Origin of the sequence: Blastococcus sp. CCUG 61487 (assembly GCF_005222955.1) — a bacterium.
Classification (GTDB): domain Bacteria; phylum Actinomycetota; class Actinomycetes; order Mycobacteriales; family Geodermatophilaceae; genus Blastococcus.
In genome coordinates this window covers 1-18,811 of sequence record NZ_LWUA01000070.1, presented here as the reverse complement: position 1 = coordinate 18,811, position 18,811 = coordinate 1, and the positions used below count along the sequence as shown (strand labels likewise).

The 18,811-nt window shown below is 73.4% G+C and carries 16 protein-coding genes; 5 read left to right on the top strand and 11 right to left on the bottom strand.

The genetic code is table 11. The features are described 5' to 3' along the window. Position 1: 1 nt before the first annotated feature. The 7 genes from A6V29_RS05760 to A6V29_RS05730 all read right to left on the bottom strand — a co-directional run bounded on the left by A6V29_RS05760 (position 2) and on the right by A6V29_RS05730 (position 8,087). A complete protein-coding gene (locus tag A6V29_RS05760; RefSeq protein ID WP_137159423.1) occupies positions 2 to 409 on the bottom strand; it encodes a YciI family protein in 408 nt (135 codons plus the stop codon). 132 nt (positions 410 to 541) lie between these two features. Then, complete coding sequence (locus A6V29_RS05755) at positions 542 to 1,498, bottom strand: VWA domain-containing protein (protein WP_137159422.1); 957 nt, start codon at positions 1,496 to 1,498, stop codon at positions 542 to 544. Next, positions 1,495 to 2,511 carry a DUF58 domain-containing protein gene (locus A6V29_RS05750; RefSeq protein ID WP_137159421.1) on the bottom strand — a complete coding sequence of 339 codons (1,017 nt, stop codon included), beginning with the start codon at positions 2,509 to 2,511 and terminating at the stop codon, positions 1,495 to 1,497. Before A6V29_RS05750 ends, A6V29_RS05755 begins: the two co-directional genes overlap by 4 nt. After that, a complete protein-coding gene (locus A6V29_RS05745; protein ID WP_249933046.1) occupies positions 2,508 to 3,677 on the bottom strand; it encodes an AAA family ATPase in 1,170 nt (389 codons plus the stop codon). Before A6V29_RS05745 ends, A6V29_RS05750 begins: the two co-directional genes overlap by 4 nt. Before the next feature lie 242 nt (positions 3,678 to 3,919). Then, on the bottom strand, positions 3,920 to 5,167 hold the full coding sequence (locus A6V29_RS05740; protein WP_249933045.1) for a C40 family peptidase: 1,248 nt from the start codon (positions 5,165 to 5,167) through the stop codon (positions 3,920 to 3,922). Between the two features lie 141 nt (positions 5,168 to 5,308). Next, positions 5,309 to 6,844 (bottom strand): long-chain-fatty-acid--CoA ligase, encoded by a 1,536-nt coding sequence (locus tag A6V29_RS05735; protein WP_137159419.1) that lies wholly within the window; start codon positions 6,842 to 6,844, stop codon positions 5,309 to 5,311. 55 nt (positions 6,845 to 6,899) lie between these two features. Next, positions 6,900 to 8,087 (bottom strand): response regulator transcription factor, encoded by a 1,188-nt coding sequence (locus A6V29_RS05730; protein WP_212719032.1) that lies wholly within the window; start codon positions 8,085 to 8,087, stop codon positions 6,900 to 6,902. A 113-nt stretch (positions 8,088 to 8,200) separates the two neighbouring features. On the opposite strand from A6V29_RS05730, the gene A6V29_RS05725 reads away from it, so the two are divergent. Both A6V29_RS05725 and A6V29_RS05720 read left to right on the top strand, forming a co-directional pair. Next, entirely contained in the window at positions 8,201 to 8,611 is a 411-nt protein-coding gene (locus A6V29_RS05725) for a RidA family protein (RefSeq protein WP_137159418.1), read from the top strand. Next, positions 8,608 to 10,038, top strand: coding sequence for an FAD-binding oxidoreductase (locus tag A6V29_RS05720; RefSeq protein WP_212719030.1), 1,431 nt, complete (start codon positions 8,608 to 8,610; stop codon positions 10,036 to 10,038). Before A6V29_RS05725 ends, A6V29_RS05720 begins: the two co-directional genes overlap by 4 nt. 108 nt (positions 10,039 to 10,146) lie before the next feature. Here A6V29_RS05720 and glsA read toward each other — a convergent pair whose 3' ends face one another. Together glsA and A6V29_RS05710 are read right to left on the bottom strand one after the other, a co-directional pair. Further along, positions 10,147 to 11,064 carry a glutaminase A gene (glsA, locus tag A6V29_RS05715; protein ID WP_137159417.1) on the bottom strand — a complete coding sequence of 306 codons (918 nt, stop codon included), beginning with the start codon at positions 11,062 to 11,064 and terminating at the stop codon, positions 10,147 to 10,149. A gap of 4 nt (positions 11,065 to 11,068) precedes the next feature. After that, complete coding sequence (locus A6V29_RS05710) at positions 11,069 to 11,824, bottom strand: SIR2 family NAD-dependent protein deacylase (protein ID WP_137159416.1); 756 nt, start codon at positions 11,822 to 11,824, stop codon at positions 11,069 to 11,071. A gap of 133 nt (positions 11,825 to 11,957) precedes the next feature. Between A6V29_RS05710 and A6V29_RS05705 the strand changes: the two genes are divergently transcribed. The 3 genes from A6V29_RS05705 to A6V29_RS05695 are packed head-to-tail and all read left to right on the top strand — an operon-like array spanning position 11,958 to position 16,230. After that, entirely contained in the window at positions 11,958 to 14,783 is a 2,826-nt protein-coding gene (locus A6V29_RS05705) for an aconitate hydratase (RefSeq protein WP_137159415.1), read from the top strand. After that, a complete protein-coding gene (locus A6V29_RS05700) occupies positions 14,783 to 15,538 on the top strand; it encodes an SDR family oxidoreductase (RefSeq protein WP_137159414.1) in 756 nt (251 codons plus the stop codon). Before A6V29_RS05705 ends, A6V29_RS05700 begins: the two co-directional genes overlap by 1 nt. Continuing rightward, positions 15,535 to 16,230, top strand: coding sequence for a sirohydrochlorin chelatase (locus A6V29_RS05695; RefSeq protein WP_212719027.1), 696 nt, complete (start codon positions 15,535 to 15,537; stop codon positions 16,228 to 16,230). The genes A6V29_RS05700 and A6V29_RS05695 overlap by 4 nt, the downstream gene beginning before the upstream one ends. Positions 16,231 to 16,233: 3 nt before the next feature. On the opposite strand, the gene A6V29_RS05690 is transcribed toward A6V29_RS05695, so the two are convergent. Beyond that, complete coding sequence (locus A6V29_RS05690) at positions 16,234 to 17,439, bottom strand: homogentisate 1,2-dioxygenase (RefSeq protein ID WP_137159413.1); 1,206 nt, start codon at positions 17,437 to 17,439, stop codon at positions 16,234 to 16,236. Positions 17,440 to 17,484: 45 nt separating this feature from the next. Further along, entirely contained in the window at positions 17,485 to 18,690 is a 1,206-nt protein-coding gene (hppD, locus tag A6V29_RS05685) for a 4-hydroxyphenylpyruvate dioxygenase (RefSeq protein ID WP_137159412.1), read from the bottom strand. Positions 18,691 to 18,811: the final 121 nt, after the last annotated feature.

Below are 18,811 nucleotides of genomic sequence, written 5' to 3'. Positions count from 1 at the left end.
GTCACTCCGTGATGGTCGGCGGCGCGGTGAGGAATGGCCGGACCTCGAGCCACTCGTGGATCGGCTCGCCGCCCGCGCCCGGCGCCGCGGAGAGCTCACCGGCCAGCTCGACGGCCCGCTCCTGGCTGTCGACGTCGATGATCATCCAGCCGGCGATCAGGTCCTTGGTCTCGGCGAACGGGCCGTCGGTGACCGGCGGCCGGCCCTCGCCGTCGGAGCGGACCCACATGCCGTCGGGCGCGAGCGCCTGACCGTCGACGAACTCGCCGGTGCTCTCGAGCTTGGCGGCGAAGTCGTTCATGTACTGGACGTGCGCGCTGACCTCGTCCGGGGTCCAGCGGTCCATCGGGACGTCGTTCACCGCCGCCGGTGCGCCGCGGTAGTGCTTGAGCAGCAGGTACTTGGCCATGGTGTTCTCCCTGGTCGAGTGCGGCCCATTCTGGCCGCGTGCACCTCAGGGACGGAGCCGATCGCCGCTTCTCGACACCCACCGCCTGCTTTTCCGCGGAGAAGCAGCCTGGCTCTTCGCGGTGAAGCGGAGTCAGACCAGGCGGTTGGTCCAGAGCAGGCTCAAGCCTGCGCCGACCAGGAGCACCAGGACGCCGGCCGTCACGAACCGCGCGCTGATGTCCTGCGGCTCGGTCGTGTAGCCGATCTGGCTGCCCAGGTCTGCGTAGACGTCCTCGAGCTCCTCGGCGCTGGTCGCCTCGCTGAAGCTGCCGCCGGTCTCATCGGCGATCCGCTCCAGCGTGGCCCGGTCGACCGGCACGGCCACCGTGTCGCCGTCGATGTCCAGGGTGCCGTAGTCGGTGCCGAACGCGATCGTCGAGACCGGGATCGCGACGTCCTTCGCCGCGTCGATGGCCAGGGTCTCCTTGCGGCCGACCGTCGAGTAGCCGTCCGACAGGAGCACGACCCGCGCCGGCGGGGGCTCCTCGCCGGCGTCCTCGAGGGTGGCCTGGAAGTTCTGGATGGCCGACAGCGAGGTGAAGATCGCCTCGCCGATGGCAGTCGACTCGGCCAGTTCGAGGTTGTCGATCGCGCCGCGCACCTGGTCGCGGTCGGTGGTCGGCGGCACCAGGGTCGCCGCCGATCCGGAGAAGGCCACCAGCCCCAGGTTGATCCGCTCCGGCAGCACGTCGACGAACTCCTTGGCCGCCTTCTGCATCGCCCGGAACCGGGTCGGCTCGACGTCGCGGGCCTCCATCGAGAGCGAGACGTCGACGGCCATGATCACCGTCGCCCGCTCCCGCGGCACCCGCACCTCCGTGCTCGGCTTCGCCAACGAAACGACCAGCGTCGCGATGCCGGCGGCGACGATCGCGAACGCCACGTGCCGGCGCCACCCCGGCCGCTTGGGCACCAGCGAGCCGAGCAGCGCGACGTTGGTGAACCGGGCCGCGTACGCCTTCCGGCGCCACTGCAGGAACACGTAGTAGGCGACCAGCGCGCCGACGATGAGCAGCGCCAGCAGCCAGAGCGGTGACTGGAAGGTCATCGTGACGCTCCTCCACTGCCGGCGCGCCGGCGTTCTCCGACGAAGCGGACGACGTCCATGAGCCAGTCCCGATCGGTGCGCAGCCGCAGGTGCCCGGCCCCGGCGCGGCGCAGCGCGGCGGCGATCCGGGCCCGCTCGGCCGCGGCGCCCTCGGCGAACCGCGCCCGGAACTCGGCGTCGCCGGTGGGCGCCTCCAGGGTCTGGCCGGTCTCGGGATCGACGACGGTCAGCAGGCCGACGTCGGGCAGCTCCAGCTCCCGGGGGTCGAGCACCTCCACCGCGAGCAGCTCGTGCCGGGTGCCCAGCGCGCGCAGCGGCCGCTCCCAGTCGCTGTCGCCGAGGAAGTCGGAGATGACCACCACCAGGCCGCGGCGGCGCTCCGGCCGGCGCAGCGTCTCCAGGGCCGCGGCGAGGTCGCCGCGGCGGCCGCCAGCGGCCCGCGGGGTGGCCACGACGCCGCGCAGCAGCCGTTCGGCCGCCTGCCGCCCGGGCATCGCGGGGTACCTGTCCACCCGCTCCCCCGTGGTGACGACGGCGCCGAGCCGGTTGCCACCGTGCACGGTGAGGTGCCCGACCGCCGCCAGCCCGGCGATGGCGAGGTCCCGCTTCTGGCAGTGGGCGGTGCCGAAGTCGAGGCTGGCCGAGAGGTCGACGACGGCCCAGGTCTCCAGTTCGCGGTCGGCGATGGTCTCGCGGACGTGCGGTACCTGGGTGCGCGCGGTCACCGGCCAGTCCATGCGCCGGACGTCGTCGCCCGGGTGGTAGGTGCGGGAGTCACCGGCCTCCGAGCCCGATCCGGGCACCAGGCCGAGGTGGTCGCCCTGCAGCAGCCCGTCGAGTCGGCGGCGCACGGTGAGCTCGAGGCGGCGCAGCAGCACGTCGGCCGGGCCGTCGGTGAACCGCGGCGGGGCGCCCGCGCCGGAACTCGTGCCGTCGCCCTCGGCGTGCAGCAGGAGGCCGGGATGGGCGGGACCCGCCGGTGGCGGGTCGGCGGCGCGGCGACGCCGGATCACGCGGGGTGCGGTCCGTGTCCGTTGCCGCCCGGAGCACCCGGCGCGGGGGGACCCTGCACGGTCGGGCCCTGCGGCGGGCCGAACTGGGGCACCTGCGGGCCGCCCGGCGCGCTCGGGCCGTAGCCGCCGGCGTTCTGCCGCGGCGCGACCTGCGGCAGCGGGACGGTCTGCACGATCCGCTTGACGATGTGGTCGGCGGGCACGCCGTCGGCCAGCGCGTCGTAGGAGAGCACCAGGCGGTGCCGCAGCACGTCACCGGTGATGTCAAGGACGTCCTGCGGCAGCACGTAGTCGCGCCCGCGGACCAGCGCCAGCGCCCGGCTGGCGGCGATGAGCCCCAGCGAGGCGCGCGGGCTCGCGCCGTAGGACACCCACGTCGCGACGTCCTCCATGCCGTGCTCCCGCGGAGCGCGAGTGGCGACCACCAGCCGCACGACGTAGTCGACCAGCGCGTGGTGCACGAAGACCTGCGAGGCGGTCTTCTGCAGCCGGCGCAGCTCGTCGGGGCCGAGGATCGTCTCGGCGACCGGCGGCTCGGAGCCCATCCGGTAGATGATCTCCCGCTCCTCCTCGGGGCTCGGGTAGTCCACGAGCACCTTCATGAGGAAGCGGTCGCGCTGCGCCTCGGGCAGCGGGTAGACGCCCTCGGACTCGATCGGGTTCTGCGTGGCGAGCACCAGGAACGGGTCGGGCAGCGGGTGGGTGACGCCGCCGATCGACACCTGCCGCTCGGCCATGACCTCCAGCAGCGCCGACTGCACCTTGGCCGGGGCGCGGTTGATCTCGTCGGTGAGGACGAAGTTGGCGAACACCGGGCCGAGCTCGGTGTCGAAGGCGTCCTGCCCGGACTTGTAGATCCGCGTGCCGATGATGTCGGCGGGCACCAGGTCGGGGGTGAACTGCAGGCGCGCGAACGAGCCGCCGACGACGGTGGCCAGCGTCTCGACGGCGAGCGTCTTGGCCACGCCCGGGACGCCTTCGAGCAGCACGTGCCCGCGCGCGAGCAGCGCGACCAGCATGCGCTCGATCAGCCGGTCCTGGCCGACGATGACGCGCTTGATCTCGAACAGCACCCGCTCCAGGCGGGCGGCGTCCGTCGAGGGCGGCACCGGCGCCCCTGCCTGCGGGGACGCGGTCTCGATCGGCGTGCTGGCGGCGCTCGTCACGGGGCTCCCTGGTCGTGCCGGGCCGAGGCTCCCGGGGTGGGGAGACCGTCGACGGGGGCGGCGCGCGGCCGTCCCCGGGAGCCAGTGTCCTACACGTTTCTGGACGGCCGCTGGACGCCGCGATCGCGGGAGCGACGTCCTGCCCACCGCGCCTTGCGACTGCTAGCCTGAACGGTGCGTCGGGCAGCTCCCCCCGTGGCTGCCCGACGCCTCGACGTCCCGGTCCGCCCGGGGCTCGTCGCCTACGCGCTCGGCCGCACGGCGCCCGCGTAGCCGCCCCAGCGCATGCCGGTGGCCCGCACGAAGCTGCCGCTCTCCGGCGCCTCCAGGATCCGGTCCCCGCCCAGCCAGATGGCGACGTGGTGGATGGTCGACGGCCGGCTCGGGTCGGTCGCCCAGAACACCAGGTCACCCGGCTTGAGGGCGGCCCGGTCGACCTTGGGCAGCGCGGCGTACTGCGCGCGGCTGTTACGCGGGATCGAGATGCCGGCCTGCCCGTAGGCGTACTGGGTGAGCCCGCTGCAGTCGAACCCGATCACGCCCTGATCGGGGGCCTGGCCGGGGCCGGGGCCCCGCCGCCCGCCGCCACCCCACGCGTACGGGGTGCCGATGTAGGCCATCGCGGCATCGATCGCGACCTGCGCCTTGGACGACGACCCCGGACCCGCCGGGCTGGTGTTGCCCGCCCCGCCCGACGGTCCGCCGGGGGCCGGGGCGGGAGCCGGTGCCGGGGGCGGCGGAGGTGCCACGGCGGCCGCCCGGGCCGCGGAGGCCCGATCGGCGGCGGCCCGCTCGCCGACCAGCGTGGTCAGCTGCTGCTGCGCGGTCGCGAGCTCGGCCTGGACGGTGGCCTGCTGCTCCACCAGTTCGGCCTGCTGCTGGCGGGCGCTCACCTCGGCGGTACGGGCCACCTCGAGCGAGGCCTGGGCCTGCTGCTGGAGAGCCTCGGCCTCGGCGGACGCGGCCCGGGCGACGACCTCGGCCGCGGCGGCCTCCTGCTGGAGGACCGTGACCTTCACCAGGACGTCGGAGCGGTGCGCGCCGGCCGCCTCGAGCAGGGCGGCGCGCTCGATCATCTGCGCCGGGCTGCCGGAGGTGAGCAGCGCGGCAGCGCCGGGGTTGGTGCTGCCCTCCATGTACGTGCGGCGGGCGAACGCGACGACGTCGGCGCGGGCACCGCCCAGTTCCTCGGCCGCGGCGGCGGCCTTGGCGGACGCGGCCTCGGCGTGCCCGCGGGCGGCCTCGGCGGCCGCCTCGGTGGCCTGGAACTCGTCCAGGGCGATCAGCGCCTCGGCGCGGGCCGCGTCGACGGCGGCCTCGGCCCCGGCCAGCTGCCCGTTCAGCGCACCGATGCGGGCGGCCACGGCGTCGGCCTGGGCCCTGGCGGATGCGATCTCGCCGTCCGTCGGCCGGCGCGGGGTGGCGTCGGCGACCGACGGGGTCAGGCCGAGGAGGAGGGCGGCCGCGAGGGCCGTGCCGGCCGCGCGCAACGCTGCGCGACTGAGGACCTCCGATGCCCTGCGATTCGAGCTGACGCTGTCCACACCGCGGAGATCGGCGTCACGGCAGGCACCGTTGAGCCCGTCTCACCCCTCGGGGTGAGACGACCCGACCTGGTGACACTCCTTCGACTAGTTCACCTGCCGCTCGGAGCCGGCCCAGAACTCGTCGCGCAGCTTGAACTTCTGGATCTTGCCGGTCGCCGTCCGCGCCAGCTCCTCGCGGAACTCGACCCGCTTCGGGATCTTGTAGCCGGCGATCTTGCCGCGGCAGTGCGCGATGATGTCGGCCTCGGTGACCTGCTCGCCCTCGGCCACGACGACGATCGCGGTGACCATCTCGCCCCACTTGTCGTCCGGGACGCCGATGACCGCGACCTCGGCGACCGCCGGGTGGCTGAACACGGCGTCCTCCACCTCGATCGAGGAGACGTTCTCGCCGCCGGTGATGATCACGTCCTTCTTGCGGTCGGAGATCGTCACGTAGCCGCCGTCGTCGATCGAGCCGCCGTCCCCGGTGTGGAACCAGCCGCCCTCGAGCGCCTCGCCCGACGCGTCCGGGTTGTCCCAGTAGCCCTCGAGCACCGTGTTGCTCCGCGCCAGGACCTCGCCGGACTCGCTGACCGACAGCCGGGTGCCGAGGCTCGGCACCCCGGCCCGGGACAGCCGCTTGGCCCGCTCCTCGGGGTCCAGGTCGTCGTACTCCGCGCGCGGCCGGTTGATGGTGAGCAGCGGGGCGGTCTCGGTGAGGCCGTAGATCTGGTTGAACTCCCAGCCGAGCTCGGCCTCGACGCGGGCGATGGTCTTCGACGGCGGCGGGGCACCGGCGACGATGATCCGCACCCTGTCGCGGCCCGGGATCTCGCCGTCCCAGTCCGCGGCGGCCTCGAGGACGGCGTTCCACACGGCGGGTGCCCCGGCCATGACCGTGACGCCGTGCTGCTCGACCCGGCGCAGGATCTCCGCACCGTCGACCTTGCGCAGCACGACCTGCTTCGCCCCGAGCCCGGCCATCGTGTACGGCAGGCCCCAGCCGTTGCAGTGGAACATCGGCAGCGTGTGCAGGTAGACGTCGCGGTCGCTGACCTGCATGTGCATGCCGAAGGTGACGGCGTTGATCCACAGGTTGCGGTGGGTCATCTGCACACCCTTGGGCCGCGCGGTGGTGCCCGAGGTGTAGTTGATCGTGGCGGTCGCGTCCTCGTCCGGCTCGGCCCAGGCGCGGGGCTCGGTGTCGTAGCGGAGCAGCTGCTCGTACTCCTCGCCGGTGCCGAACCGGTGCTCGGCCTGGACGCCCTTGAGCGTCGTCTCCAGCTCCGGGTCGACCAGCAGCACCCGCGCGCCGGAGTGGCCGACGATGAACTCGACCTCCTCGGGCGACAGCCGGAAGTTGATCGGCACCGCGACCCGGCCCGACGACGGGACGGCGAGCAGCACCTCGAGCAGCCGGGCGGCGTTGTGGCTGACGATCGCGACCCGCTCGCCCTCGCCGACGCCGAGCTCGTCGAGGGCCGCCTGCAGCGCCCGGCCGCGGCGGGCCACCTCGCGGTAGCTGACGTCGCCCAACGACGGCGCGGGCTGGTTCGGCTCGTCGACGATGCCGACGCGGTCGCCGTAGACCAGCTCGGCGCGGTCGAGGAAGTCGCGGGTGGTCAGGGGGACGCGCATGCCGAACTCCCGAGGTTCACGGGCCGGAGCTACCGGCCCCTCGTCGTGGTGCCCGTCACGCTAGCGGGGCCGAGCCGACCGCGGGCGACCGAGGAGCCGGGACCGCCGGCGTCCCGGCATCGGCGAACCAACCGGACGGCGCCAGCGGGGCGCGCGCGGCCAGGTTCGGTGCGTACTGGTCGTGGAAGACCCGGGCGATCAGCTCGCGCCGGCTGCGCACCCCGACCTTGGCGAACACCGCCTTCAGGTGGTCCTGGACGGTGTAGGCGGACAGGTGCAGTGCGCCGGCGATGCCGGTGGTGTCGACGCCCTGCAGCACGAGCGCGACCACCTCCTGCTCGCGCGCGGTCAGCCCGAACGCGGCCACGACCAGCGGGACGATCTCCGGCGGACGTGCCTCCTCGATGGTGAGGACGACGTCGGAGGTGGCGCCGGACCGCGACAGCAGCCGGGAGGCGTGGGCCACGACCCAGGCGCCGGACCGCGTGCGCAGCCGGACCTTGGGGACGGCGGGGTCCGCGTCGCGGGCGCACTGCCGGGCGGCGGCGACGAGCGCGAGCAGGGCCAGCGGCAGCGGTGCCCGGCCCAGGACGCCGCCGCCGAGGTCGTCGACGCGGGCCGCTGCCCCGACGCTGGCCGAGACGACCTCGCCGTGCTCGTCCACCACCAGCACGGCCGGCCCGTCGACCCGGACGGCGGCCACCGCGGCCGAGGCGAGGATCCCGGCCCGCAGGCCGCCGGCGAGCGCCGCTCCGACGCCGCTGACGAACTCCTGCTCGGCGACGGTGAACGCCGCACCCGGCCCGTCGCGGAACAGCGCCAGGAACCCCCAGGTGCCGCCCTCGGTGCGCAGCGCCGCGCGCAGCTCGTCGTCGAAGTGCCAGGTGGGCCGGATGAGCTCGCCGAAGCGCGGCGACAGCTCGGGACGGCCGCCGGTGTCCGTGCCCAGCGCCAGCACACCGCCGGGGCGCCGCACCACCTCGACGAACGCCGAGGGGTCGGGCACCTCGTACTCGTAGTGGGCCCACTCCTCGTCGCGGGCGTCGGACAGGCCGCCGGTCTTGACCGTGCCGGTCACCAGGCCGGTCGCCGGGTCGGCGGTGGCGAAGCAGGCCGCCGCGAAGGGCACCGCGCGGGTCAGCGCGTCGAGCGCGCTGCGGGCGTACGTGGGCAGGTCGAGGCCGGCGACGGCCAGGCCGGCGAGCTGGGCACGGACCCGTTCGGACAGCATGCTGCTGCGCACGGCGGTCAGTGTGGTCCTCGGCGGCGGTTCTGAGTACCCCCAGAAGTCTGGGGGCGGCGAACACCAGTCCGCTGGGATGGTGCACCGCCGTCCCTGTCGCCAGGTTGGTCGCCATGACCACGAGTACCGTTCCGCTGGAGCGCATCAACCCCTCGGGCTGGCGTGCCGCCCTCGGCTTCGACCAGGCCCAGCTCCGTCCGGCGCCGGCCACCCTCCTCACCGCCTCCGGGCAGGGGCCGGTCGACGAGCACGGCGCCCTGCTGCACGAGGGCGATCCGGCCGCCCAGCTCGCCCTGGCCGTCGAGAACGTCGAGGCGCTGCTGGCGGCCGCGGGCATGGATCTCCGCGACGTCCTGCGGCTCACCGTCCACGCCGTCGACGTCGACGCCGTCCTGGCCTCCTGGGACGTGCTCGTCGAGCGGCTCGCCCGCGTCGGCGCCACGCCTCCGATGACGCTCGTCGGCGTGACCCGGCTGGCGCTGCCCGGCATGCTCGTCGAGCTCGAGATCACCGCGGGGCGATGACGATGGCCCGCCTCCTGCGCCCTCGCCCGCGGCTGCCCCGCCCCCGGTCCGCCGTACCGCCCCACACCGTCGCCCCGTCCCTCGACGAGCTCGCCGCCGCCGTCGCCGGCCCGGTCCTGCGCGCCGGGGATCCCGGTCTCGCCGACGAGGTCGCCCCGTTCAACCTCGCGCACCTCCTCCGGCCGGCCGTCGTCGTCGGCGCCACCAGCACGGCGGACGTCGCCACCGCCGTCGGCTGGGCCGCCCGTGCCGGGATGTCAGTGGCGGTGCAGGCCACCGGCCACGGACTGATGTCCGCGCTCGACGACGCCGTCCTGGTCACCACCTCGCGGCTCGACCGGCTGGAGATCGACCCCGCCGCCCGGACCGCGGTGGTGGGCGCCGGGGTCCGGTGGCGCCGGGTGATCGACGCCGCGGCCGAGCACGGGCTGGCGCCGCTGTCGGGGTCGTCGTCCGACGTCGGTGTGGTCGGCTACACCCTCGGCGGCGGGACCGGCGTCATGGCCCGCAAGCACGGCTTCGCCGCCGACCACGTCCGCCGTGCGACGCTCGTGACCGCCGACGGGACGGCCCGGACCGTCGACGCCGACTCGGACGCCGAGCTGTTCTGGGCGCTGCGCGGCGGCAAGGGCAACCTGGGCATCGTCACCGAGCTCGAGTTCGGGCTGGTGCCGGTGACCGACCTCCACGGCGGCGGCATCTTCTACCCGGGCACCGCGGCGCGCGAGCTGCTGCACGCCTACCGCGAATGGGCGCCGGGACTGCCCGAGGAGACCACCACCTCGATCGCGATCCTGCGCATGCCGCCGGATCCCGACGTCCCCGAGCCGCTGCGCGGGCAGACCGTCGTGCACCTGCGGTTCGCCCACCTGGGCCCGGCCGAGGAGGGCGCCGCACTGCTGGCGCCGATGCGCGCGGTCGCGCCGTCGATCATCGACACGGTGGCGCAGATGCCGTACACCGCCGTGGACGCCATCCACGTGGACCCGACCGAACCGCTGCCGTCCCACCACGACGGCATGACGCTGCGCGCGCTCCCGGCCGAGGCGGTGGACGCGCTGCTCGAGGTCGCCGGACCCGACGTCGAGGTGCCGCTGATCATGGTGGAGCTGCGGCAGCTCGGCGGGGCGCTGTCCCGGCCGGCCGCCGTGCCCAACGCCGTGGCCGGCCGCGACGCCGCCTACTCGGCGTGGGTGCTGGGGTTGATGGCGCCGCCGCTGGTCGACGTCGTCCCCGCGGCGGCCGGTGCGGTGATCGACCGGCTGGCTCCCTGGGCGGCGCGCGGCAGCCTGCTCAACTTCCTGGGCCCGGCCGGGCCGCAGGAGGTCGGCGCGCTGTGGAGCGACGGCGACCTGGCGCGGCTGAAGGCGCTGAAGCGGCGGCTGGACCCCGACGGCGTCTTCCGCCACGGCCACGTCGTCTGCTGAGGACGGTGATGATCAGCTGCCCTGATCGTTCGGCGTCCTCCCTCACGTCCGACCACGAGGGAGGACGCCGGACGACCAGGAAGGCTGATCAACAGCAGCCCCAGACAGTCAGAGCAACGACAGCCCCAGCCGCTCGCTGAGCATGTGCAGCGCCGCCCGCCCGGCCCGGGAGTTGCCCGCCGAGTCCAGCGGCGGCGACCAGGCGCAGACGCCGAACCGGTCCGGGACGTCCCCCATCACCGCGCCGTCCACCCCGCTCTTGCAGGGGAACCCGACGTCGTAGGCGAACTGGCCGGCGGCGTCGTACGTCCCGCAGGTCATCATGACCGCGTTCACCCGCCGCGCCAGCGGCTCGCTCAGGACCCGCTCGCCGGTCCGCGGATCCACTCCGTCGTTGGCGAGGAACCGCGCCGCCCGGGCCAGCTTGCGCGTGGTCACGACCAGTGCGCACAGCTCCGCGTAGGCGTCGACCACGTCGGCCACCGGGTGGGTCAGGTTGCCGAACGAGCTCATGAGGTGGCCCATGGCCAGGTTCATGTGGCTGCCGGCCCGCTCCTCCTCGAGCACGTCGGGGTTCGGCTCGAGCCGCTCCCCGACGAGCTCGGACATCAGATCGGTCACCACGTCCCGGGCCGCTTCCGGCGAGCCCGTCGCCTCGGCCAGCACGTCGCAGACGACGATCGCCCCCGCGTTGATGAACGGATTCCGCGGGACGCCGTGCTCGTGCTCGAGCTGCACCAGGGAGTCGTACGGGTCGCCGGAGGGTTCGACGCCGACCCGCTGGAACACGTCCTCGCCGACGAGGCGCAGCGCCGCGGCGAGCGCGAACACCTTGACCACGCTCTGCACCTCGAACCCGACGTCGGCGTCGCCCGCGACGTGCTCGGTGCCGTCCAGCTCGCACAGCGCCAGGGCGAAGTGGTCCGGACCGGCGCCGGGGTCGGCCACCTCGTCGTCCTCGGCCAGCGGCCTCGCCTCGGCGGCCACCTGGTCCAGCACGTCGGTCAGGTCGTCGTCCTCGGCCATCCGGTCAGCCTGCCAGCAGCCGCGGCAGCGCCGTCCCGATGGGCTCGGTCACCACGAGGGCGGCGAGGTCGTCGAACGGCGTCGGCTCGGCGTTGACGATGACCACCGGCGTCCGCTCCCGCGCGGCGATCTCCACCAGCCCGGCCACCGGCCACACCTGCAGCGAGGTGCCGACGGCGAGGAAGAGGTCGCAGTCGCGCGCCGCCTCGACGGCCGCATCGACGGTCGCCCCGTCCAGCATCTGCCCGAAGCTGATCGTGGCCGACTTCAGGATCCCGCCGCACTCCAGGCAGGCCGGGTCCGGCTCCCCCGCCGCCACCCGTTCCAGGGCCGACTCCATCGAGGTCCGCGCGCGGCAGCTCAGGCACTCGACGGCGTGCACGGTCCCGTGGATCTCGACGACCCGCTCCGGCGAGGAGCCCGCCGCCTGGTGCAGGCCGTCGACGTTCTGCGTGACGATCGTGCGCAGCCGGCCCTGCCGCTCGAGGTCGGCCAGGGCGAGGTGCCCGGCGTTGGGCTGCACCCGCCGGCCGTGCATGTCGCGGCGCATCAGCCACGACCGACGACGGATCTCGGGGTCGGCCAGGTAGTACGACAGCGTCGCCAGCTTCTCGGCCTCGGGGTTCTTCGTCCACACGCCGTCGGGCCCCCGGAAGTCGGGGATGCCGCTGTCGGTGGAGATGCCCGCTCCGCTGAGCACGGTGATCCGTCGCGCCGCGGTCAGCCAGCCGGGCAGCGGATCGGGGACGACGCCGGTCACGCCCTCCACGGTAAGGGTCGCCTCACCCGGTGCGTAGTTGCGTGAGCTGGGATGATCGGGGGTGGACGCGAGCGCGTGGACCAGCCGCGAGGAACCAGCACGCGACGAACCAGCGAGGGGTAGGCGCAGAGAAGTGGCAGCCAGCAAGGACAGTTTCGGAGCGCGATCGACGCTCACCGTCGAGGGCACCGACTACGACATCTACCGGCTCGACGCGGTGGAGGGCGCGGAGAAGCTGCCCTTCAGCCTCAAGATCCTGCTCGAGAACCTCCTGCGCACCGAGGACGGCGCGGACATCACCGCCGACCACATCCGCGCGCTGGCGAACTGGGACCCGTCGGCCGAGCCCGACCAGGAGATCCAGTTCACCCCCGCCCGCGTGGTCATGCAGGACTTCACCGGCGTCCCGTGCATCGTCGACCTCGCCACCATGCGGGAGGCCATGGCCGAGCTCGGCGGCGACCCGCAGAAGATCAACCCGCTGGCCCCGGCCGAGCTGGTCATCGACCACTCGGTGATCGCCGACGTGTTCGGCACCCCGGAGTCCTTCGAGCGCAACGTCGAGATCGAGTACGAGCGCAACGGCGAGCGCTACCAGTTCCTCCGCTGGGGCCAGGGCGCCTTCAGCGACTTCAAGGTCGTCCCCCCGGGCACCGGCATCGTCCACCAGGTCAACATCGAGCACCTGGCGCGCGTGGTCTTCCCGCGCACCGAGACGTCAGCAGACGGGGTGACCACGACTGTGGCTTATCCCGACACCTGCGTGGGCACCGACAGCCACACGACGATGGTCAACGGCCTGGGCGTGCTCGGCTGGGGCGTCGGCGGCATCGAGGCCGAGGCCGCCATGCTCGGTCAGCCGGTCTCGATGCTCATCCCCCGTGTCGTGGGCTTCAAGCTCACCGGGCAGCTGCCCGACGGCGCCACCGCGACCGACCTGGTCCTCACGATCACCGAGATGCTGCGCGAGCACGGTGTGGTCGGGAAGTTCGTCGAGTTCTACGGCGAGGGCGTCTCCGCCGTCCCGCTGGCCAACCGCGCCACGATCGGCAACATGAGCCCGGAGTTCGGCTCCACCGCGGCGATGTTCCCCATCGACGAGGAGACCATCACCTACCTGCAGCTCACCGGCCGCGACGAGGCCCAGGTGAAGCTGGTCGAGGCCTACGCCAAGGAGCAGGGCCTCTGGCACGACCCGTCGAAGGAGCCGGCGTTCTCCGAGTACCTGGAGCTGGACCTGGCCACGGTCGTCCCGTCGATCGCCGGCCCGAAGCGCCCGCAGGACCGGATCGCGATCACCGAGGCGAAGGAGTGCTTCCGCACCGCGCTGGAGGACTACGTCGACGGCGACTACTCGATCCCGAAGGGCCGCGCCGACCAGTCCTCCATCGAGTCGTTCCCGGCCAGCGACGCCCCCGCCCCGTTCAACGGCTCCAGCCCGGACGACCGCCCGCTGGAGCACCGCCACGACGAGGCGCACACCGACCAGCGGCCGCGGAAGCCCACCAAGGTGGTCATGGAGGACGGCACCGAGACCGAGATCGACCACGGCCACGTGGTCATCGCGGCCATCACGTCCTGCACCAACACCTCCAACCCGCAGGTGATGATCGGCGCCGCGCTGCTGGCGAAGAACGCCGTCGAGCGCGGGCTGACCAGCAAGCCGTGGGTGAAGACGACGCTGGCCCCGGGCTCGGCGGTCGTCATGGACTACTACGAGAAGGCCGAGCTCACCCCCTACCTGGAGAAGCTCGGCTTCTACCTGGTCGGCTACGGCTGCACGACCTGCATCGGCAACTCCGGCCCGCTGCCGGAGCCGGTCAGCAAGGCGGTCAACGACGCCGACCTCGCCGTCGTCTCGGTGCTTTCGGGCAACCGCAACTTCGAGGGCCGGATCAACCCCGACGTCAAGATGAACTACCTGGCCAGCCCGCCGCTGGTCATCGCCTACGCGATCGCCGGGTCGATGGACGTCGACCTGAACAACGACCCGCTGGGCCAGGACACCGACGGCAACGACGTCTTCCTGCGCGACATCTGGCCCTCCCCCCAGGAGGTGCAGCGGGTCATCGACGCCACCGTCTCGGCGGAGATGTTCGGCCGCAGCTACGAGGACGTCTTCGCCGGCACCGAGCAGTGGCAGAACCTGCCCACCCCGACCGGCGACACCTTCGAGTGGGCGGAGGACAGCACCTACGTGCGGCGTCCTCCGTACTTCGAGGGCATGCCGGCCGAGCCGGCCCCGGTCGAGGACATCTCCGGTGCCCGCGTGCTGGCGATGCTGGGCGACTCGGTGACCACCGACCACATCTCGCCGGCCGGTTCGATCAAGGCCGACAGCCCCGCGGGCCAGTACCTGCGCGAGCACGGCGTGGACCGCCGCGACTTCAACTCCTACGGCTCCCGGCGCGGGAACCACGAGGTGATGATCCGCGGCACGTTCGCCAACATCCGGCTGCGCAACCAGCTGGCGCCGGGCACCGAGGGCGGGTTCACCAAGAACCTCCTGACCGGCGAGACGACGACGATCTACGACGCCTCGCGCGCCTACATCGACGCCGGCGTCCCGCTGGTCGTCCTGGCCGGCAAGGAGTACGGCTCCGGCTCGTCGCGCGACTGGGCGGCCAAGGGGACGGCGCTGCTGGGGGTCAAGGCCGTCATCGCCGAGAGCTACGAGCGCATCCACCGCTCCAACCTGATCGGCATGGGCGTGCTCCCGCTGCAGTTCCCCGAGGGCCAGAACCGCGAGTCGCTCGGCCTGACCGGCGAGGAGGAGTTCAGCATCACCGGGATCACCGAGCTGAACGACGGCCGCACGCCCCGCACCGTCAAGGTGAAGGCCGGCGACGTGGAGTTCGACGCCGTCGTCCGCATCGACACCCCGGGCGAGGCGAACTACTACCGCAACGGCGGGATCATGCAGTACGTCCTGCGCTCGCTGCGGGGCACGGCCGCCTGATGGATCTGGGCCTGGGCGGTCGCGGCTACCTGCTCACCGGCGCGAGCCGGGGGCTGGGGTTCGCGACCGCCCGCGCCCTGGTCGACGACGGCGCCCGGGTGCTGATCAGCTCCCGGTCCGCCGAGTCGGTCGACGCCGCCGTCTCCTCGCTGGGATCGGGGGCCTTCGGCGTCCCCGCCGACCTCGCCGATCCCGACACCGCCGAGGGGCTGGTCGCCGAGGCGCGGGAGCGGCTGGGCACCGTCGACGGCGCCCTGATCAGCGTCGGCGGGCCCGCTCCGGGCACCGTCCTGAGCACGCCCGAGGAGGCCTGGCGGGACGGCGTCGAGAGCGTCCTGCTCGGCCCGTTGCGGCTGGTCCGGGCGCTCGTCCCGCACCTCGCCGAGGGCGCGGCGATCGGCCTCGTCCTGTCCATCTCGGTCAAGCAGCCGATCGGGCACCTGGCGATCTCCAACGGGCTGCGGCCGGGGCTTGCGATGACGGCGAAGGCGCTGGCCGACGAGCTGGGTCCGCGCGGCATCCGCGTGTTCGGCCTGCTGCCGGGCACGATCGCCACCGACCGGATCGCCGAGATCGAGGCGGCGTCCGGCGATCCCGAGAAGGCCCGCGCCCGCACCGAGGCCGGCATCCCGCTGCGCCGCGTCGGCCGGCCGGAGGAGTTCGGTCGGGTGGCCGCCTTCGCGCTCTCCCCCGCCGCGTCCTACCTGACCGGGGTCATGATCCCGGTCGACGGCGGGTTGTCCCGGGCACTGTGAGCGCCGCTCCGGTGCTGGTCGCCTGCGCGCACGGCACCCGCAATCCGACCGGCCGCCGGCTGATCGCCGAACTCGCCCTCGCCGCGCGTGCCCGCAGGCCGGAGCTGGTGACGACGGCGGCGTTCGTCGACGTCCAGCCGCCCACGGTGGTCGACGTCGTCGCGGATCTCGCCGCCGAGAGCCGCCCCGCCGTCGTGGTGCCGCTGCTGCTGTCGGGCGGCTACCACGTGCACGTCGACATCGCGCAGGCCGTCGCCGGGTCCCCGCACGCCGTCGCCGCCCGGCCGCTCGGCCCCGACCCGCGGCTGGCCGCCGTCCTGCTCGACCGGCTCACCGAGGCCGGAGCGGACCCGCGCGACCCGCTCACCGCGGTGGTCGTCGCGGCCGCCGGGTCCAGCGACCCCCGCTCGGTCGCCGACGTCGAGGAGACCGCGGACCTGCTCCAGCGCTCGTGGGCGGGGCCGGTGACGACCGGGTACGGCGCCTCGGCGCAACCGCCCGTGCCCGACGCCGTGGCCGCCGCCCGCCGCGCGGGAGCCGAGCGGGTCGTCGTCGCCGCCTACCTGCTCGCCCCGGGCCACTTCCACGACAAGCTCGCCGCCGCCGGGGCCGACGTCGTCACCGCCCCGCTGCTGCCCGACGAGCGCATCGCCGCCGTTCTCCTGGACCGCTACGACGCCGCCGTCGGCTGAGCCCTACGCGCCCGGTCCGCGGCCGGACCAGGACCAGGCGTACCGGCCGTCGTCCACGGCGCGCCCGGCCTCGCCCAGGCCCAGCGGGCGGAACGTGTCGACCATGACCGCCAGCTCGTCGAACCGCTCCACGCCCAGGGATGCCTCGACCGCGGCCGGCTGCGGGCCGTGCGAGTGCCCGCCCGGGTGGACGGTGACCGACCCCTTGCCGATGCCGGAGCCCTTGCGGGCCTCGTAGTCGCCGTCGACGTAGAACATGATCTCGTCGGAGTCGACGTTCGAGTGGTAGTACGGCACCGGCACCGCGAGCGGGTGGTAGTCGACCTTGCGCGGCACGAAGTTGCAGATGACGAAGTTCTGCCCCTCGAAGACCTGGTGCACCGGCGGCGGCTGGTGCACCCGCCCGGTGATCGGCTCGAAGTCTGCGACGTCGAACGCGTACGGGTAGAGACAGCCGTCCCAGCCGACGACGTCGAACGGGTGTTCCGGGACGACGTGCACCGTCCCGACCAGCCCACCGGGCCCGTCGCCGCGGTGCTTCACGTACACCTCCACGTCGGTGCCCTCGGCCAGCAGCGGCTCGGCCGGCGTCCGCAGGTCGCGCTCGCAGTACGGCGCGTGCTCCAGGAACTGGCCGTAGCGGGAGAGGTAGCGCCTGGGCGGGGCGATGTGGCTGTTCGCCTCGATGGCGTAGGTGCGCAGCGGCTCGTCACCGCTGGGCACCCACCGGTGCGTCGTCCCCCGCGGGAGGAGGACGTAGTCGCCGGCGTGCACGTCCAGCGCCCCGAACACCGTCTCGACTCTCGCCGTCCCCCGTTCGACGAAGACGCACTCGTCACCCGTGGCGTTGCGGTACAGGGGGCTCGGCAGGGTGCTCACCGCGTAGGAGATGCGGACGTCGGCGTTGCCCAGCACCAGGCGCCGGCCGGTGACCGGGTCGGTGGCCGCGTGCTCCTCGCCCGGGAACAGGTCGTGCAGTCTCAGGTGTCGCGGGAGCAGCGGGCTGTTCGGCGTCGTCGACTGGTCGGGCAACTCCCACGGCCGGACGTCCACCAGCGACGACGGGACGCCGCGGTGGTAGAGCAGCGAGGAGTCCGAGGAGAAGCCCTCCTCCCCCATCAGCTCCTCGGAGTACAGCCGCCCGTCGGGACGCCGGAACTGCGTGTGCCGTTTCGGCGGGACCTCGCCCACCTGCCGGTAGAACGCCACCGAACTCTCCCTCTCGCACCGAGGGCGTTTATGGCCATAAACGCCCTAGAAGTTGCCGCGGCGTTCTTGCTCGCGCTCGATGGCCTCGAACAGCGCCTTGAAGTTGCCCTTGCCGAAGCCGAGCGAGCCGTGTCGCTCGATCAGCTCGAAGAACACGGTGGGCCGGTCGCCGGTGGGCCTGGTGAAGATCTGCAGCAGGTAGCCGTCCTCGTCGCGGTCGACCAGGATGCCGCGCGCCTGGAGCTCCTCGATCGGCACCCGGACGTCGCCGATCCGCGCCCGCAGCTCGGGGTCCTCGTAGTAGGACGCCGGCGTCGGCAGGAACTCCACGCCCTCGGCGGTCATCGCGTCGACGGTCGCCACGATGTCGCCGGTGGCCAGCGCGACGTGCTGTGCCCCGGGCCCGCCGTAGAACTCGAGGTACTCGTCGATCTGCGACTTCTTCTTCCCCATCGCCGGCTCGTTCAGCGGGAACTTCACCCGGTGGTTGCCGTTGGCGACCACCTTGCTCATCAGGGCCGAGTAGTCGGTGGCGATGTCGTCGCCGATGAACTCGGCCATGTTCGTGAAGCCCATGACCCGGTTGTAGAACTCGACCCAGCGGTCCATCGCGCCGAGCTCGACGTTGCCCACCACGTGGTCGACCGCCTGGAACAGCCGTCGCGGGGAACCGGGCCGCTTCCGGTAGGACGAGGTCCGCGCGACGTAGCCCGGCAGGTACGGGCCCGAGTACCGCGACCTGTCGACCAGCGTGTGCCGGGTGTCGCCGTAGGCGGCGATCGAGGCCAGCCGCACCGTGCCGTGGTCGTCGGCGACGTCGTGCGGCTTCTCGAGGACCGTGGCGCCCTGGCCGCGGGCGTGGGCGATGCAGCGGTCGACGTCGGGGACGGCGAGGGCGATGTCGACGATCCCGTCCCCGTGCGCGCGGTGGTGGTCGGCCAGCGGGCTGGCGGGGTCGTAGGCGCCCTGGACGACGAACCGCGCCGAGCCCGAGGTGAGGACGAAGGAGTGGTGGTCGCGGTTGCCGGTCTCGGGCCCGGAGTAGGCGACGAGCTCCATGCCGAAGGCGGACTGGAAGAAGTGCGTGGTCTGGACGGCGTTGCCGACGACCCACACCAGGCCGTCCCAGCCGCTGACCGGGAACGGATCGGCCGAGGCGTCGTACTCCACGAGGCCGACGAGCTGCTCCAGCTGTCTCAGATCGAGGCCGGCCAGCCGCTCTTCGTCGTTGAGGGCCTGCTCCAGCGTCATGGGAACCTCCGCTCGGCGGTATGCTGCCCGTCACACCCCAGCGGTCGACCGCTGCCGCGCGCAAGATCCGCCACTCGTCCTGACCCACCTGCGCAACGGGGCTAGCTGTACTGCTCAGACA